This window comes from Sinorhizobium sp. Y406 (genome assembly GCF_058732025.1).
In genome coordinates this window covers 1,533,477-1,549,043 of the sequence record NZ_CM178974.1, presented here as the reverse complement: position 1 = coordinate 1,549,043, position 15,567 = coordinate 1,533,477, and the positions used below count along the sequence as shown (strand labels likewise).

Annotated in this window: 14 protein-coding genes; 7 read left to right on the top strand and 7 right to left on the bottom strand. The window is 62.6% G+C overall.

The genetic code is table 11. The features are described 5' to 3' along the window. Nucleotides 1-53 precede the first annotated feature (53 nt). Nucleotides 54-2,717: an alanine--tRNA ligase gene (gene alaS / locus AC4P1R_RS07475; protein WP_151611291.1), complete on the top strand. Its 2,664-nt coding sequence runs from the start codon at nt 54-56 to the stop codon at nt 2,715-2,717. 51 nt (nt 2,718-2,768) lie between these two features. Here alaS and AC4P1R_RS07470 read toward each other — a convergent pair whose 3' ends face one another. Together AC4P1R_RS07470 and AC4P1R_RS07465 are read right to left on the bottom strand one after the other, a co-directional pair. Further along, the gene (locus AC4P1R_RS07470) at nt 2,769-4,427 is read right to left on the bottom strand and encodes a SulP family inorganic anion transporter (RefSeq protein WP_492177569.1); all 1,659 of its coding nucleotides are present in this window, start codon (nt 4,425-4,427) and stop codon (nt 2,769-2,771) included. A gap of 179 nt (nt 4,428-4,606) precedes the next feature. Next, nucleotides 4,607-5,038 (bottom strand): RidA family protein, encoded by a 432-nt coding sequence (locus AC4P1R_RS07465; protein WP_225191916.1) that lies wholly within the window; start codon nt 5,036-5,038, stop codon nt 4,607-4,609. A 188-nt stretch (nt 5,039-5,226) separates the two neighbouring features. On the opposite strand from AC4P1R_RS07465, the gene AC4P1R_RS07460 reads away from it, so the two are divergent. Next, a complete protein-coding gene (locus AC4P1R_RS07460) occupies nt 5,227-5,946 on the top strand; it encodes a helix-turn-helix transcriptional regulator (protein WP_492177568.1) in 720 nt (239 codons plus the stop codon). A gap of 29 nt (nt 5,947-5,975) precedes the next feature. Here AC4P1R_RS07460 and AC4P1R_RS07455 read toward each other — a convergent pair whose 3' ends face one another. Both AC4P1R_RS07455 and AC4P1R_RS07450 read right to left on the bottom strand, forming a co-directional pair. Next, entirely contained in the window at nt 5,976-6,725 is a 750-nt protein-coding gene (locus tag AC4P1R_RS07455; RefSeq protein ID WP_225191914.1) for an HAD-IIB family hydrolase, read from the bottom strand. Between the two features lie 220 nt (nt 6,726-6,945). Continuing rightward, nucleotides 6,946-8,160, bottom strand: a complete 1,215-nt coding sequence (locus AC4P1R_RS07450) for an NADP-dependent isocitrate dehydrogenase (RefSeq protein ID WP_225191913.1) — start codon at nt 8,158-8,160, stop codon at nt 6,946-6,948. A gap of 221 nt (nt 8,161-8,381) precedes the next feature. Between AC4P1R_RS07450 and AC4P1R_RS07445 the strand changes: the two genes are divergently transcribed. Next, on the top strand, nt 8,382-9,209 hold the full coding sequence (locus tag AC4P1R_RS07445) for an RNA methyltransferase (RefSeq protein WP_492177567.1): 828 nt from the start codon (nt 8,382-8,384) through the stop codon (nt 9,207-9,209). Continuing rightward, on the top strand, nt 9,196-9,993 hold the full coding sequence (murI, locus tag AC4P1R_RS07440; RefSeq protein WP_492177566.1) for a glutamate racemase: 798 nt from the start codon (nt 9,196-9,198) through the stop codon (nt 9,991-9,993). Before AC4P1R_RS07445 ends, murI begins: the two co-directional genes overlap by 14 nt. An 8-nt stretch (nt 9,994-10,001) precedes the next feature. On the opposite strand, the gene AC4P1R_RS07435 is transcribed toward murI, so the two are convergent. Beyond that, complete coding sequence (locus AC4P1R_RS07435; RefSeq protein ID WP_492177565.1) at nt 10,002-10,178, bottom strand: hypothetical protein; 177 nt, start codon at nt 10,176-10,178, stop codon at nt 10,002-10,004. A 324-nt stretch (nt 10,179-10,502) separates the two neighbouring features. On the opposite strand from AC4P1R_RS07435, the gene AC4P1R_RS07430 reads away from it, so the two are divergent. The 3 genes from AC4P1R_RS07430 (at nt 10,503) to AC4P1R_RS07420 (ending at nt 13,986) form a co-directional block, all read left to right on the top strand. Beyond that, nucleotides 10,503-12,017: a helicase HerA domain-containing protein gene (locus AC4P1R_RS07430; protein ID WP_492177564.1), complete on the top strand. Its 1,515-nt coding sequence runs from the start codon at nt 10,503-10,505 to the stop codon at nt 12,015-12,017. A 253-nt stretch (nt 12,018-12,270) separates the two neighbouring features. Beyond that, a complete protein-coding gene (gene rpsD / locus AC4P1R_RS07425) occupies nt 12,271-12,888 on the top strand; it encodes a 30S ribosomal protein S4 (RefSeq protein ID WP_069458514.1) in 618 nt (205 codons plus the stop codon). Nucleotides 12,889-13,038: 150 nt separating this feature from the next. After that, complete coding sequence (locus tag AC4P1R_RS07420; RefSeq protein WP_069458515.1) at nt 13,039-13,986, top strand: glutaminase; 948 nt, start codon at nt 13,039-13,041, stop codon at nt 13,984-13,986. A gap of 115 nt (nt 13,987-14,101) precedes the next feature. Here the strand turns inward: AC4P1R_RS07420 and AC4P1R_RS07415 are convergent, their stop codons facing one another. Together AC4P1R_RS07415 and hpaI are read right to left on the bottom strand one after the other, a co-directional pair. Next, on the bottom strand, nt 14,102-14,788 hold the full coding sequence (locus AC4P1R_RS07415) for a transporter substrate-binding domain-containing protein (RefSeq protein WP_069458516.1): 687 nt from the start codon (nt 14,786-14,788) through the stop codon (nt 14,102-14,104). Beyond that, a complete protein-coding gene (hpaI, locus tag AC4P1R_RS07410) occupies nt 14,775-15,566 on the bottom strand; it encodes a 4-hydroxy-2-oxoheptanedioate aldolase (RefSeq protein ID WP_069458517.1) in 792 nt (263 codons plus the stop codon). Before hpaI ends, AC4P1R_RS07415 begins: the two co-directional genes overlap by 14 nt. Nucleotide 15,567: the final 1 nt, after the last annotated feature.

Sequence of the window (15,567 nt, the reverse complement as noted above, 5' to 3'; positions counted from 1 at the left end):
GAAGCGCGGGACACCTGCGCTTGCGGCCGGAGTGTGCACAGATAGGACGCAAGATGAGCGGCGTGAATGAAATCCGGTCGGTGTTTCTCGACTATTTCCGCAAGAACGGCCACGAGATCGTGCCGTCGAGCCCTCTGGTGCCGCGCAACGATCCGACGTTGATGTTCACCAATGCCGGCATGGTGCAGTTCAAGAACGTCTTCACCGGGCTGGAACAGCGTCCGTATTCGACGGCGGCGACCGCGCAGAAATGCGTCCGCGCCGGCGGCAAGCACAACGACCTCGACAATGTCGGCTATACCGCGCGTCATCACACCTTCTTCGAGATGCTCGGCAATTTTTCCTTCGGCGATTATTTCAAGGACCGTGCGATCGAGCTTGCATGGAACCTGATCACCAAGGAATACGGGCTTGATGCGAAGCGGTTGCTCGTCACCGTCTATCACACCGATGACGAGGCCTATGACCTCTGGAAGAAGATCGCCGGTCTCGGCGACGACCGCATCATCCGCATTCCGACGAGCGACAATTTCTGGGCCATGGGCGATACCGGCCCTTGCGGCCCGTGCTCGGAGATCTTCTACGATCATGGCGAAGAGATCTGGGGCGGACCGCCGGGCTCGGCCGATGAGGACGGCGATCGCTTCATAGAGATCTGGAACCTCGTCTTCATGCAGTACGAGCAGGTGACGAAAGAGGAGCGCATCGATCTGCCGCGTCCATCGATCGACACCGGCATGGGCCTGGAACGTGTCGCCGCAGTCCTGCAGGGCCAGCACGACAACTACGATATCGACCTCTTCCGGGCATTGATCGCGGCATCGGAGGAAGCGACCGGAGTAAGGGCTGAGGGCGAACGGCGCGCGAGCCATCGCGTCATTGCCGACCATCTGCGTTCCTCCGCCTTCCTGATCGCCGACGGCGTGCTGCCGTCGAACGAGGGCCGCGGCTACGTGCTGCGTCGTATCATGCGCCGCGCCATGCGCCATGCGCAGTTGCTCGGTGCCGAGGAGCCGTTGATGTGGAAGCTGCTGCCGGCACTTGTCGGCCAGATGGGTCGCGCCTATCCGGAGCTGATTCGCGCCGAAGCGCTGATCTCCGAAACGCTGAAGCTCGAGGAGACCCGTTTCCGCAAGACGCTGGAGCGCGGCCTCAACCTGCTTGCGGACGCCTCGACCGGTCTCTCCGAAGGCGATCGGTTCAATGGCGAAACCGCCTTCAAGCTCTACGACACCTACGGGTTCCCGCTCGACCTGACACAGGACGCGCTGCGCGCCAAGGGCATCACCGTGGATACGGACGCCTTCGCCGCAGCGATGGAACGGCAGAAGGCGGAAGCGCGGGCCAATTGGGCCGGTTCCGGCGAAGCGGCGACCGAGACGATCTGGTACGAGCTCAAGGAAAGGCACGGCGCCACGGACTTCCTGGGCTACGACACGGAGGCGGCCGAGGGCGTGATCCAGGCGATTGTTCGCGACGGCACGGTCGTCGATTCGGCGAACGAGGGTGAAGGCATCCAGGTGATCCTGAACCAGACACCTTTCTATGGGGAGTCGGGCGGCCAGATGGGCGATACCGGCGTCATCACCACCGAGACGGGCCGATTGACCGTCACCGACACGCAGAAGCGCGGCGAGGGGCTCTTCGTTCACTATTGCATGGTCACGGAAGGCAGCGTGAACACCGGAGAAGCCGCAACGCTGACGGTGGATCATGCGCGGCGCACGCGCCTGCGCGCCAACCACTCGGCAACGCACCTCCTGCATGAGGCGCTGCGCGAGGTGCTCGGCACCCACGTGGCGCAGAAGGGCTCGCTGGTCGCACCCGAACGCCTGCGTTTCGACGTGTCGCATCCGAAGCCGATGACGGCCGAAGAGCTGAAGATCGTCGAGGAGATGGCGAACGAGATCGTCGTCCAGAACACGCCGGTCACGACTCGCCTGATGAGCGTCGACGACGCGATCGCCGAAGGCGCGATGGCGCTCTTCGGCGAGAAATACGGCGACGAGGTTCGCGTGGTCGCGATGGGCGAAGGTGTTCGCGGTTCCAAGGCCGGAAAGCCCTATTCGGTTGAGCTCTGCGGCGGCACACACGTCTCCGCGACGGGCGATATCGGCCTGATCCGTGTCGTCTCGGAAAGCGCCGTCGGCGCCGGCGTCCGCCGCCTCGAAGCGTTGACCGGCGAGGCGGCCCGCGCCTATCTGAACGAGCAGGACGAGCGGGTGAAGACGCTCGCGGCGGCACTCAAGGTGCAGCCGGCCGACGTTCTCGGCCGAGTCGAGGCGCTTCTTGACGAGCGGCGCAAGCTGGAGCGGGAACTGACCGAGGCGAAGAAGAAGCTGGCACTTGCCGGCGATGGCCAGAACGGCTCGGGCGAGGCGGCCCGCGAGATTGGCGGCGTCCGCTTCCTCGGCAGGGTCGTATCCGGCGTCGAGCCGAAGGACCTGAAGAGCCTCGCCGATGACGGCAAGAAGACCCTCGGCTCTGGTGTCGTCGCCTTCGTCGGCGTCTCGGGTGACGGCAAGGCAAGCGCTGTCGTTGCCGTGACCGACGACCTCACGTCCAAGGTCAGCGCCGTCGATCTGGTGCGTGTCGCCTCGGCAGCGCTTGGCGGCAAGGGCGGCGGCGGTCGGCCGGACATGGCTCAGGCGGGCGGTCCGGACGGCGGTCGGGCAGCCGAGGCAATCGAGGCAGTGGCGCTGGCGCTGGCCGGCTGAGTCAAAATACGCTTCAGGAAGAGGGCGCCCGCTGCAACGGCGCCCTTTTTTTCATGCGGCCCTTTCGGCACGGATGGTCTCGAGTGCCGCCGGAACGGATGCGCGCATCAGGACGCGCGGCGGGCGGACGTGGTGCTGGTAAAGCGTGCGGCGGACCTGCGACCTGGCTCCGGTAATTATGAAGCGGACGCCGCTTCGTTCCGCCTTCCGAAGCGTCCCTTCGATGACATTGGCGGCGGTCGAATCCATGAAGGGAACTTCGGAGCAGTCGAGAACGAAATTCCGGCGTTGATCGGCTATCCGATCGAGAACGGTGCCCACGGTGGCAGCGGAGCCGAAGAAGAAGATGCCGGAGATGCGGTAGATAACGGTATCCGGGTCGTCCGCGACGACCGGATGCTCCTCTTCGCCATTTTCCCGCTTCAAAATCGCCAGGGGCGTGGTCTCTCCAACGGAAATGCTCCTTGCCATGCGATCGATGAACAGTACCGCGCCGAGGGCGAAGCCGATCACGATCCCCTCGGTCAACTCTCGAAAAACGACGATCAGAAAGGTGGCGAGCAGGACGACCGCATCGCCATAGGAGGATCGCAGCAGCGCCATGAAGGCCGGCTTCTCGATCATGTTCCAGGCGACGATGGAGAGCACCCCGGCAAGTGCGGCAAGCGGGATGTAGCTTGCGAGCGGCGCGGCGAGCAGCATGAAGAGAAGCAGAAAGACCGAGTGCAGCATGCCCGAGACCGGGCTCGTGCCACCGGCGCGCACATTGGTTGCCGTCCGCGCGATGGTGCCGGTCACGCAGATGCCGCCGAAGAGGGCCGAAAAGAAATTTGCGATCCCCTGAGCGATCAGTTCCATGCTCGAACGATGCCTGCGCCCAGTCATTCCATCGGCGACGACGGCCGAAAGCAGCGATTCGATCGCTCCTAGAAGGGTGAAGGAGACCGCATCCGGAAAGACTGCGAGCACCTTGTCCGGCGAAAGTGGCGGCAGGGCAGGCAGCGGCAGTCCCCGCGGAATACCGCCGAAGCGGGTGCCGATCGTCTCCGCTGGCAATTGCAGCAGGGCGACCACGGCCGACGCCGCGGCAACCGCGATCAGCATGCCGGGCCAATGGGGCCTTACGCGCCGGAGCGCGAGGATGATGCAGATCGTCAGGGCCGCGGTCAGCACGGATGCCCAATTGACCGTGCCGGCTGCCCCGGCTAGCGCGACGACCTTGTCGACGATCGGGCCCGGCTCAGCGCCCGGCAGGGTGAGCCCGAAGAGATCGCGCAACTGGCTTGCAAAGATGATCACGGCAATTCCGGCGGTGAAGCCGACGGTCACCGGATAGGGAATGAACTTGATGTATTGGCCGAGCCGCAGATAGCCGGCGGCGACCAGCATGAGGCCGCTCATGGCGGTTGCCAGCAGCAGACCGTCGACGCCGTGTCGTGCCACCGTCGCAGCGACGAGCACGATGAAAGCGCCGGCCGGCCCGCCGATCTGTACGCGGCTGCCGCCGAGCAGCGAGACCAGGAAACCGCCGATGATCGCCGTGTAGAGCCCGCGATCGGGCGTAACACCGGAGGCGATGGCAATCGCCATCGAAAGCGGCAGGGCGACGATGGCGACCGTCAGGCCGGCAAAGGCATCCGCCTTCAGCCGCGCAAGATCGTAGCCCTCGGCAAACACGCTGGCAGTCTTCGGAACCATGGAATCGGGCATAGGCAACGCTTTCCGGACGCCGTCACGTCGGGATCCAACATGCACGGCACGCTTAGCGTATCTGAGTCGCGCCGGCGCACAAGCAGGATACAGCCGACGGCAAGCCGGCAGGATCTGTCAAGTCGAAGTGGGATTTGACCGTTCCCCGGCGAAGCGCAGAAAGCGATTCTAACAGGTACTCAATCCAACAGGAGGACAGCCTCAACCTCGAAAAGCATAGGGTCGATGGCGAGCTTTGGCACCGGCACCAAAGTCTGCGCAGGCAGCTTGGCACCGAACGTCCGCACCACGTTCTCGGTGAGCACGCTCAGTTTCGACATATCGTGGTCAACCACGAAAACTGTCAGCTTCACGACCTGGTCCGGGCGAGCGCCAAGCGCGGCGATCACGGCGGCGAGGTTCGCGTAGGCTTGCTTCACCTGTTCGCCGAAATCGGACGAGAGTGCGCCGGTGTGGTCCTGTCCGCCTTGCCCTGAGATAAAAGCCAACCGACCGGAAGCCGGGGTGATGACCGCTGTGCTGTAGCCATTCGGCGTCGGGTCATGCAGGTGGGAAGGGTTGACGATGACCGGCGTTATGCTGGCGCCGGCTGTTTGGTTTTGCGATGTCACGTTTGGTCTCCTTACTGAGTTGTTATGACTCGCCTAAGGTAAATCGGTGCCATAATTTGGCACCAAATGTGCTACTGCATGTCTCCTTTTTATCGACCTCGATTCAAGGACAAGGACATGCAGCAATTCAAAGTGCTACAGCGACCTTTGCGCGTCTGATAAGACGCGCGGCGCTGTAGGGTCCGTAAATGAACATCCGCCTCAGACATGACGCCATAGTGCGCATCCTCCGGCGCAACGGGACTTCAACGGTCGCCGAGTTGGCGGAGGAAATTGGCGCTTCCAGGCGAACGGTGCTGCGCGACATCGGAGCGCTGCGTGACCAGGGTTTCGTCATCCATTCGGAATCTGGCCGGGGCGGCGGGATTCAGCTCGACCCGGAATCGGTGCAGACCACTACTCGGCTCTCCGTGACTGAGGTGTTCGCGCTCATCATCAGCGTTGCGGCAATGCGCGCGGCCCGATCTCTTCCCTTCTCCGATCTCGCCGATTCGGGGCTTGCCAAGATCGAAAAGGCATTGTCGGCAGACAAGGTGCGAGACCTGCGCCGACTCCTCGACTGTCTGTACATCGGACACTTGTCGCCCAAGCAGGATATTTCGGACCTGGGATCGATCGATCCCGCGCTGCTGTCTGCCTTCGAGACGGCATTTCTCCAGCGGCTACATCTGCGGTTCCACTATCGTGACGCCAAAGGAGTAGAAACCATCCGCGAAGTCGAACCACAGGCGATGCTGATCCTGCCGCCACTTTGGTACCTCGTGGCCTGGGATGCCGCCCGCGAGGATTTCCGCCACTTCCGCATGGACAGGATCAGCAAGCCGGAAATCGTGGAAGGCACGGAGTTTCGTCGAAGACACGTACCCTTCGAAGACGACGTTTGCCCTTTCAGCGAGATGCCACGCTGAGATCGAGCGCCCCCACGGTCCGGTGAACCTCACCGTAGTACGCCCCAATATTTCAGGCCTTCGATGACGCCATCCGCGTGGCAAGCGGATGCCAGGAAGTGTCGGCGATCCAATGATGGGGAGTCGCGAAGTTCGGAAAGCGCATTGGCGACCACGACGCCGCGGACATGCGGCATCTCGAACATCTCCCGGTCGTTGCCGCTGTCGCCGGCAACGACGACTTCGTCGAGGCCGATCGATAACCGGCGGCAGATCCAGCCGAGCGCACCGCCTTTTCCGCCGGCCGTCGGCACGATGTCGAGGTCGCGGCGGCTGGAATAAACGAGCTTTACCGCCAGGCCCGACGCAGCGAAGAGCCCGGCAATCTCCGTGATTGCCGCTTCCGGGGCGTCGGCCAGATGCCAGCTTATCTTGTGAGGAAGCTGGTGCAATTGCGGCTGCGGAACGGCCCCCTCGATCGACTGCATGACAGCGGCAATCGTTTGCGCCTCGAAGGGAGGGCCAAGCTCTTCCAAAAAGGCCTGCAGCGGACCGGGCATGCGCATGTCGGCGATTACCGTGCCGACCCCAGCGATCACGTAGTCGGGCCTCGGCAAAAGCATGGCCTCGACCAGGGACAGCATGTCGTCGGCGGTGCGCGCGCTGTTATAGACGAGCAGCGGCCGCTCGTCCCTGTTCAGCGCATGCCAGGTGTGGCGGAAGCGTTCGGCCGCCGCCTCGTCGCCGAGCAGCGTCCCGTCTATGTCGGATGCCAGCATCCTTACCGGACCGTTTGTCATCTTTCCCGTTCCCACTCTTCATCAAATGGTCGGAAATCTGCCCCTTCGTCCCGCTGCCCGTCCTGCACAGCAGTTGCGGAGGGTGGACCGCAACCTTCTCCCACGGGCAGGAGAAGGCACGGGTGGCAACGCCTTGCCCCTCGCGAACATATTATAGCAGTCAAAATACAAGAAACCCGGCGCGAGGCCGGGTTTCCAGATCGTTGTCCATGCGGCTGGTTCAGGCAGCCATCGCTTTCCGAAGGTTCTCGTCGATCTTGTCGAGGAACCCGGTGGTCGAGAGCCAGGGCTGGTCGGGACCGATCAGCAGGGCGAGGTCCTTGGTCATGAAGCCCGCTTCGACCGTGTCGACGCAGACGCGCTCGAGCGTCTCTGCAAACTTCGCGAGATCCGCATTGTCGTCGAGCTTGGCGCGGTGAGCGAGGCCGCGGGTCCAGGCGAAGATCGAGGCGATCGAGTTGGTCGAGGTTTCCTCGCCCTTCTGGTGCTGGCGGTAGTGGCGGGTGACGGTACCGTGGGCGGCTTCCGCCTCGACCGTGTTGCCGTCCGGCGTCATCAGCACCGAGGTCATCAGGCCGAGCGAGCCGAAGCCCTGCGCGACGATGTCGGACTGGACGTCGCCGTCATAGTTCTTGCAGGCCCAGACATAGCCGCCGGACCACTTGAGCGCCGAGGCGACCATGTCGTCGATCAGGCGGTGTTCGTACCAGATCTTTTCGGCCTTGAACTGCTCGGCGAACTCTTCCTCGAACACCTTCTGGAAGATGTCCTTGAAGCGGCCGTCATAGGCTTTCAGGATCGTGTTCTTGGTCGAGAGATAAACCGGAACCTTGCGCTGCAGGCCGTAATTGAACGAGGCGCGGGCGAAGTCGGTGATCGATTCGTCGAGGTTATACATTGCCATGGCGACGCCGGCGCCCGGCGCGTCATAGACCTCGTGCTCGATCGTCTCGCCGTCGTCGCCGACGAACTTGATCGACAGCTTGCCCTTGCCCGGGAACTTGAAGTCGGTGGCGCGGTACTGGTCGCCGAAAGCGTGGCGGCCGACGATGATCGGCTTGGTCCAGCCGGGGACCAGGCGCGGCACGTTCTTGCAGATGATCGGTTCGCGGAAGATCACGCCGCCAAGTATGTTGCGGATCGTGCCGTTCGGCGACTTCCACATCTTCTTGAGGCTGAATTCTTCGACGCGAGCCTCGTCGGGGGTGATCGTCGCGCACTTGACGCCGACGCCGTGCTTCTTGATGGCATTGGCCGCATCGACGGTCACCTGGTCGTCGGTCGCATCGCGGTTCTGGACGCTGAGGTCGTAATATTCGAGATCAAGGTCGAGATAGGGATGGATCAGCTTGTCTTTGATGAACTGCCAGATGATACGGGTCATCTCGTCGCCGTCGAGTTCGACGACCGGATTGGCGACCTTGATCTTTGCCATGAACATGCCTCGTGCTTTGCGGGACACCGGCTCGATGTCCCTCCGGTGGAAAAATCCAGAGCCCTATAGCACCGTGGGTCGGGAAGGCAAAGCATGCTTGGTCGAAACTTTCGATCTACGCGGACCGGTGGCCGAAGGGCCCGTCCGGGAACGAAAGCAGCTTTAATTTTCGCGCCATTTGTGCGAGGGAGGCGCCGGACGAAGGCGAAGGCAAGGATGGCATGGCAGGGACCAACAGCGAGCGCGAACTCTTGACGGAAGGCCCGGCGATCATTCTCGCCTATCCGCAACTCGGCGAGAATATCGGCATGGTGGCGCGCGCCATGGCGAATTTCGGGCTGTCGGAACTGAGGCTCGTCAATCCGCGCGATGGCTGGCCGAACGAGAAGGCGCGGTCCGCCGCCAGCCGTGCCGACCACGTGATCGACAATGCCAAACTCTATGGCTCGCTCGAAGAGGCGGTCGCCGATCTCAATTTCGTTTATGCGACCACTGCCCGCGATCGCGACGGCTTCAAGCCGGTGCGCTCGCCGATCGTCGCGGCGCGGGAGTTGCGCACGCGCTTCAAGGGCGGTGAAGCGGTCGGGATCATCTTCGGCCGCGAGCGCACGGGCTTGACCAACGAGGAGGTGTCGCTCGCCGACGAGATCGTCACGTTCCCGGTCAATCCGGCTTTCGCGTCGCTGAACCTGGCGCAGGCCGTGCTGCTCATGTCCTATGAATGGCTGAAGACCGGCATGGCCTCGGAGGACGAGACCTCGTTCCAGGCGATAGCGCAGCGTCCTGCCACGAAGGAACAGCTTCAGGGCCTGGTCGACCACATGGAGGAGGCGCTGGAGGCACGCAACTATTTCCGTCCCGCCGACAAGAAACCGAAACTGATGGAAAACCTGCGCGCTGTCCTGACGAGGCCGGGCTTCACCGAATCCGAAATCCAGGTGCTGCGCGGCGTCATCTCCTCGCTCGACCGCTTCACGCGGGAAAACCCACGCGGTTCGGGCGCGCCGGACCGGGGCAGGAAAGCACGGAGCGGCGGTGACGACGACTGAACCGAAACCCATTCTGGTCTTCGACAGCGGTATCGGTGGACTGACGGTGCTGCGCGAAGCGCGAGTGCTGATGCCCGAACGGCATTTCATATATGTCGCCGACGATTCCGGCTTTCCCTATGGCGGTTGGGAGGAGGGCGCCCTGAAGGAGCGCGTGGTCGCGCTCTTCGGCAGATTGCTGGCCGAACACGATCCGGAAATCTGCATCATCGCCTGCAACACGGCCTTCACCCTGGTCGGCGCGGAGCTGCGCGCCGCCTATCCACAAATGACCTTCGTTGGCACGGTGCCGGCAATCAAGCCGGCAGCCGAGCGCACGCGCTCGGGAGTGGTCGCGGTGCTTGCCACGCCCGGCACGGTGAGGCGTGCCTACACCCGCGACCTCATCCAGTCTTTCGCCTCGCAATGCCATGTGCGACTCGTGGGATCGGAAAACCTGGCGCGCATGGCCGAGGCCTATATCCGCGGCGAAAAGCTGGAGGACGAAACCGTCCTCGCGGAGATCGCCCCCTGCTTCGTGGAACTCGATGGGCGGAAGACCGACATCGTCGTGCTCGCCTGCACCCATTATCCCTTCATGGTCAATGTCTTCCGGCGGCTGGCGCCATGGCCGGTCGATTGGCTGGATCCCGCCGAGGCGATTGCACGGCGTGCACGCTCGCTGGTGGCGCTGCCGAACGGCTTCGAACCGCTCAATGGCGAGGATCCGGCGATCTTCACGTCCGGCAAGCCCGATTTCGCCACGCGCCGGCTGATGCAGGGGTTTGGGCTTACGGTGCTGTAGGCCGAACGTCAAAATGCTGTCGGCAGAATGAAGGCGGCGATGCCAAGTACGATAGCGATTGCAAGTGCCAGGCTCAGCCACGATCGCCGTGCCTCTGCCTGCGAAATGACCCGGTAGGTGTCTTTGCTGGGTTCACGTAGGTGCTCATGCAGTCGGTAATGGTTCTCGGTTTCGTACTGGTTCATCGGTCCGTGTCTGCTCCGCTGAAATGGTGCGAAACATGTAGGTGGTGCTTGCAACATTTTCAATTGCTGCGAGTGGCCCACCAATCGGGTGCGGTGACATGTTACGACCGCGGATTCCCTGTGGGTTTTCGCAAAGGGCCGCATGGCAGCGGATTATTCCATGCTAAGCAGGTTTCGAACAGCGCCCCGCGGCTTCCGACAAGATCTGTGGCGAGACAAAACCAGGCAAGCGATGCGGGGGGCGAGCCTCGCAAGTCCTGCTACTGGTTGCCCGTTTGACGGTCCGTGGCGTATTGCGAATCAGGCAGCGACGAAGAGGTGGGAATGAAAGTCGGCATCGACATGGGAACGACGTCCGAAGGGACTTCGGCCTCGCTCGATATCGAAGAGCTTCTGGCGACGCGTCTCCTGGTGCAGGGTAACTCCGGCTCCGGCAAGTCGCATCTTTTGCGCCGCCTGCTCGAACAGTCCGCACCCTGGGTGCAGCAATGCATCATCGACCCGGAGGGCGATTTCGTCACGCTCGCCGACAGGTTCGGACACGTGGTCGTCGAAGGCGAGCGCACGGATGCGGAGCTGATCGGCATCGCCACCCGCATCCGCCAGCACCGCGTCTCCTGCGTACTGTCGCTCGAGGGAATGGACATCGAGCAGCAAATGCGCAGCGCCGGCGTGTTCCTGAATGCGATGTTCGATGCCGACCGGGACTATTGGTATCCGGTGCTGGTCGTCGTCGACGAAGCGCAGATGTTCGCGCCTTCCGTGGGTGGGGATGTCTCGGAAGAGGCGCGCAAGATTTCTCTCGGCGCCATGACGAACCTGATGTGCCGCGGCCGCAAGCGCGGACTTGCCGGTGTGATCGCCACCCAGCGACTGGCGAAGCTCGCGAAGAACGTCGCGGCCGAAGCGTCCAACTTCCTGATGGGACGGACCTTTCTCGATATCGACATGCAGCGCGCCGCCGATCTCCTCGGCATGGACCGGCGCACCGCGGAGATGTTCCGAGACCTGAAGCGCGGTTCCTTCGTGGCGCTCGGACCGGCGCTTTCGCGCCGTCCGCTGAAGGTGACGATCGGTTCGGTCGAAACATCGGCCCGCTCGACGAGCCCGAAGCTGATGCCCTTGCCGGAAGCGCCGCAGGACGTGGAAGACCTGATCTTCACGCCAGATCCGGAGGAATTGGCCCGGCCTGTCATTCGCCGTGCGGCCCCGCAGCCGCGCCCGGCAAGCGACATTCTGGCCGAGTTGTCGCGCCCGCGACCGGAACCGGCAGCGCCGCTGGAAATCAAGTCGGCGCAGCCGGAGATGTCGGCAGAGGAGCGGGGGGCGCTGCTCGATGGCCTCTTCGCCGAAATCCTTGCAAATCCGGAAGCCGCCTTCCGCCCCGATGCGGAACTCTATCAGGACTTTCTCGTGCGCTGCCGCATACGCCGTGTGCCGGGGGCTGCGCTCACATTGAGCGCCTTCCGTCGCAAGATGGCTGTTGCGCGCTCCGGCGTCGATCCGGAGACCGCCGCGACCGATACATGGGGCTCTGCCGTTCAACTCGCCGAAAGAGTGACGGAGGACCTGCAGGCAGTGTTCCTGATGATGGCCCAGGCTGCCGTGCGGGGTCTGCCGTGCCCTTCGGATGCAATGATCGCCCGCGCTTACGGTACGCACTCCGCGCGTCGCGCCAGACGGTTGCTCGGCTACTTCGAGGAGCAGGGGCTGATCGTCACCCATGCGGATTTTTCTGGAAAGCGCATCGTCGCTTTCCCCGACCTGGGCAAGGAGACCGCGCCGGGCGATGCCGACGCGCCCGATGCAGGAAATGCCGGACGCGCCGCGGCCGAGTGAGCCTCGGCGCAAGACGGCGAAGGAAAATCTGCCACCTGCGTCATATTCCGTTGACAAATCAGCGTCCTCTGCGTAAAGACCCGCCCAACGCCGGGCAGCGATGCCCGGTGTTTCATTTGACATGTCCCGTGGCTTCTTAGCGTTCGCGTGATCGCGAGAAGCCTGTCAGAACTCCAAAAACGAGTTCAGAGGAGGGCGTGTTTCCTTGACCGGTTTGGCAACAGACCGGCGTAACCGTTTGAAAGGAAATGCGATGAGCAAGCGCGAGTCGTCCAAGTACAAAATTGACCGCCGCATGGGCGAAAACATCTGGGGCCGTCCGAAGTCCCCGGTCAACCGCCGCGAATACGGCCCCGGCCAGCACGGCCAGCGCCGCAAGTCCAAGCTGTCGGATTTCGGTGTGCAGCTGCGCGCCAAGCAGAAGCTGAAGGGCTACTACGGCGACATTCGTGAGAAGCAGTTCCGCGCGATCTTCGACGAAGCGTCCCGCCGCAAGGGCGATACTCCGGAAAACCTGGTCGGCCTGCTCGAGTCGCGTCTCGACGCGATCGTCTACCGCGCCAAGTTCGTTCCGACAGTTTTTGCTGCGCGCCAGTTCGTCAACCACGGTCACGTGAAGGTCAACGGCGTTCGCGTCAACATCGGTTCCTACCGCTGCAAGCCGGGCGACGTCATCGAAGTCAAGGAAAAGTCCAAGCAGCTCGTTTCGGTTCTCGAATCCGTGCAACTCGCCGAGCGTGACGTTCCGGACTATATCGAAGTCGATCACAACAAGATGGTCGCGACCTATGCCCGCGTTCCGGTTCTCTCCGACGTTCCGTACCCGGTCGTCATGGAGCCGCACCTGGTCGTCGAATTCTATTCGCGTTAATCCGGGCCTTCGTGGCTGGATTTTTGGAACCGCCCGGAAACGGGCGGTTTTTCTATAGGGGAAGATCGGAACGGATCTCATAAGTTGGCGGGACGCGGGCAGAAAAGTTTCCCGGAGGGTCTCTCCCACGCCAGCGCCGAGGAGTGCCGCATGCCGGAGCAGACAGCGCGACAGGATCTCCAGTTGATCCTCGACGACATCCATCGGGAGCTGGCGCCGCGCTTCGGCGAGGGCAAGGTCGCCGACTATATTCCCCAGCTCGCTCGGGTAAACCCGCGCCATTTCGGTATGGCGATTGTGACGACGGATGGCGAATTGCACCGCGTCGGCGACGCGGAAGTACCGTTCTCGATTCAAAGCGTCTCCAAGGTGTTCACCTTGACGCTGGCACTCGGAAAGCATGGCGAGAACATCTGGAACCGCGTCGGGCGCGAGCCGTCCGGCTCGGCCTTCAATTCGATCGTCCAGCTCGAACACGAGGGCGGCAAACCGCGCAATCCGTTCATCAATGCCGGGGCGATCACCATCAGCGATCTCATCCTTGCCGGCCACACGCCGAGGGAACTTATCGGTGAGATCGTGCGCTTCGTGCGCTATCTCGCCGACGACGACACAATCGTGATCGACCACGAGGTTGCGCGTTCGGAAACGGCAACCGGCTTCCGCAATTTTGCGCTCGCCAATTTCATGCGCTCCTTCGGACGGCTCGACCATCCGGCCGAGCATGTGCTCGGGGTCTATTTCCACCATTGCGCGCTGGCAATGACCTGCAGCCAGCTCGCCAAGGCGGGACTGTTCCTCGCCGCCGGCGGCAGCAATCCCTTGACCGGGCATTCCGTGGTCTCGCGGCAGCGGGCCCGGCGCATCAACGCGCTGATGCTCACCTGCGGTCATTATGACGGCTCCGGCGATTTCGCCTATCGCGTCGGGCTGCCCGCCAAAAGCGGCGTCGGCGGCGGTATCATGGCGGTTGCGCCGGGCAGGGCCTCGATCGCCGTCTGGTCGCCGGGACTGAACGAGAACGGAAACTCGCTGCTCGGCTCGCTGGCGCTTGAGATGCTGGCGGCGCGCACGGGATGGTCGGTGTTCGGGCCGTGATCATTCTCGCGGTTGCTTGCGGGAGGGGGCGAAGCCTACCCTGAGCGCAGCCAGCGATATCCGCCGGTGCGGCGCGGAATGAGGAAATTGTCCCAATTGAAGTGCCCCATGCAAATTAAGGATTGCTCGGCTTACCCGCACTGCAATGCTGTTGGATGAAGTCCGACAGGAAGGTTGACGCGTGGACACACCTCCGATGCACAGCGATCGCCTGAGGCACTTTCGAGAATGTCCCCTCAACAACTCGGAAACCTGGATTCTCTTCGCAGAAACGTGACAGGGACTCGGTCAGGCCCGCAGCCGCATCGCACTCGGAGGATACAAGCATGTCCAGGGCGGAGGCGGGACTTTCGGTATGGAGGAGGATTGCACTTCTAATCTGTCGCTCAAGCTCCCTTGTATACGCAGCGGTTCTGGCTGCGGCAATGCGCACCCCTTCGACGTCAACATGCTCGACGCTGCCCAGAGGGCTCCGGTCCGATACCAGAAAGCTGGCGGTCACCGTGGTATAGGGTGGCGAGAAGGAGAACCTGTCGGCACGTGACGGATCGGAAGCAATGAACGCAACGTCCCACTCGCTGCCTTCGGCAGCCGCGAGAATGTCGGCAGCCGATCCGTATCGGACCAGCGACAAACCGCAGTCGAGTTCTGCCGCAAGTGCGGTCGCGATCTGCGCGCTCTGCCCCTTTAGAACGCCTGTCACCGGATCGAGTTTGACAAGTGCGGCATTCGACATGTTGACCGCCGCTCTGATGACTCCCGTCGGTGCGATTTCAATGAGGAGTTCTTCACGTTCCGGCATCGCGGCACGCTTCTTGCGATAAAAATCGTGCCGCGAGTGCCTCCGATCCCCTTGCCAAAACGGCGACATCGACACCAACGGCAGTAAAAAGTGTTCCCAGTGAGATGCACCGTGCCGCGAACGTCTCATCCGGGGTAAGAATGCCCGCAGGCTTGCCCAAGGCTTTCAGGCGTTCAATCGCGTCGACGATTGCACCGACCACCTCCGGGTGGCTCGGTTGGCCCCTGTGTCCGAAACTCGCTGCCAGGTCTGCCGGTCCTACGAATACCCCATCCACTCCCTCTACCGAGGCAATCGACTCGAGGTTGCCAAGCGCCTCCCGCGTCTCAACTTGCAGCAAAAGGCAAATTTCCCGTTCCGCATTTTGCGCATAGTTCACAACTCGGCCGAAACGAGTGGCGCGCGTCAGGGCGGAAACACCACGAATTCCCTCCGGAGGATACCGCACGGCCGCGACTGCGGCTTTCGCCTCTTCCGCGTTCTGAACGTAAGGAATGAGCAGCGTCTGAACGCCGATATCCAGGAAACGTTTGATGAGAACGGGGTCGTTGATGGCCGGGCGGACGACTGGGGAAACGTCGTATGGTGCGACCGCTTGCAATTGTGGCAGGACGGTCAGAACGTCACCCGGAGAATGTTCCGTGTCGAACAGGAGCCAATCGAAACCGGAAGGCGCGACGATTTCCGCGGCGTAGCTTCCCGGCAGGCCACACCACAGGCCGATCTGACTTTGACCGGCAAGAAGCTTCTGCTTGAACCGATTGACAGGATGTTCCATC